The 321-nt window shown below is 44.5% G+C and carries 1 protein-coding gene; it reads left to right on the plus strand.

Going from position 1 to position 321, the window contains the following annotated elements; genetic code table 11:
* Positions 1 to 230, plus strand: a 230-nt coding sequence (locus D0T50_RS13525; RefSeq protein WP_163224048.1) for a hypothetical protein, incomplete at its 5' end; no start/stop codon positions are given.
* Positions 231 to 321: the final 91 nt, after the last annotated feature.

A 321-nucleotide genomic window follows, 5' to 3' on the forward strand; every position in this document is an offset into this window, starting at 1 on the left:
AAGCAAAAAGCACTATTGAAGGAACAAACAAGCAGAAGAGAAAGCACCACAAAACCAACAAAACATTGGTACAACACACCAAACAACACTCTGTCTCCCCGAACCTCACCAGTGTGAAAGAAGCGTTGCTCAAAGTTGCCTCCACTCTCGGGCTTAAAAATAGCTGGTTTGGGATAGCCACTTGCATCAATGATGCTATCTACTTTGGCTACTTTGCCACTGACGGATGAATGAATGGGGGTTAAGTGTAGAAGAACTCATTATCTCGGGTACTCATCCGTATTTTCCGGAATGGGGTCAACCTGCCTTATTTTGGACAGG

Origin of the sequence: Bacteroides sp. 214, from assembly GCF_010501015.1 — a bacterium.
Lineage (GTDB): Bacteria > Bacteroidota > Bacteroidia > Bacteroidales > Bacteroidaceae > Bacteroides.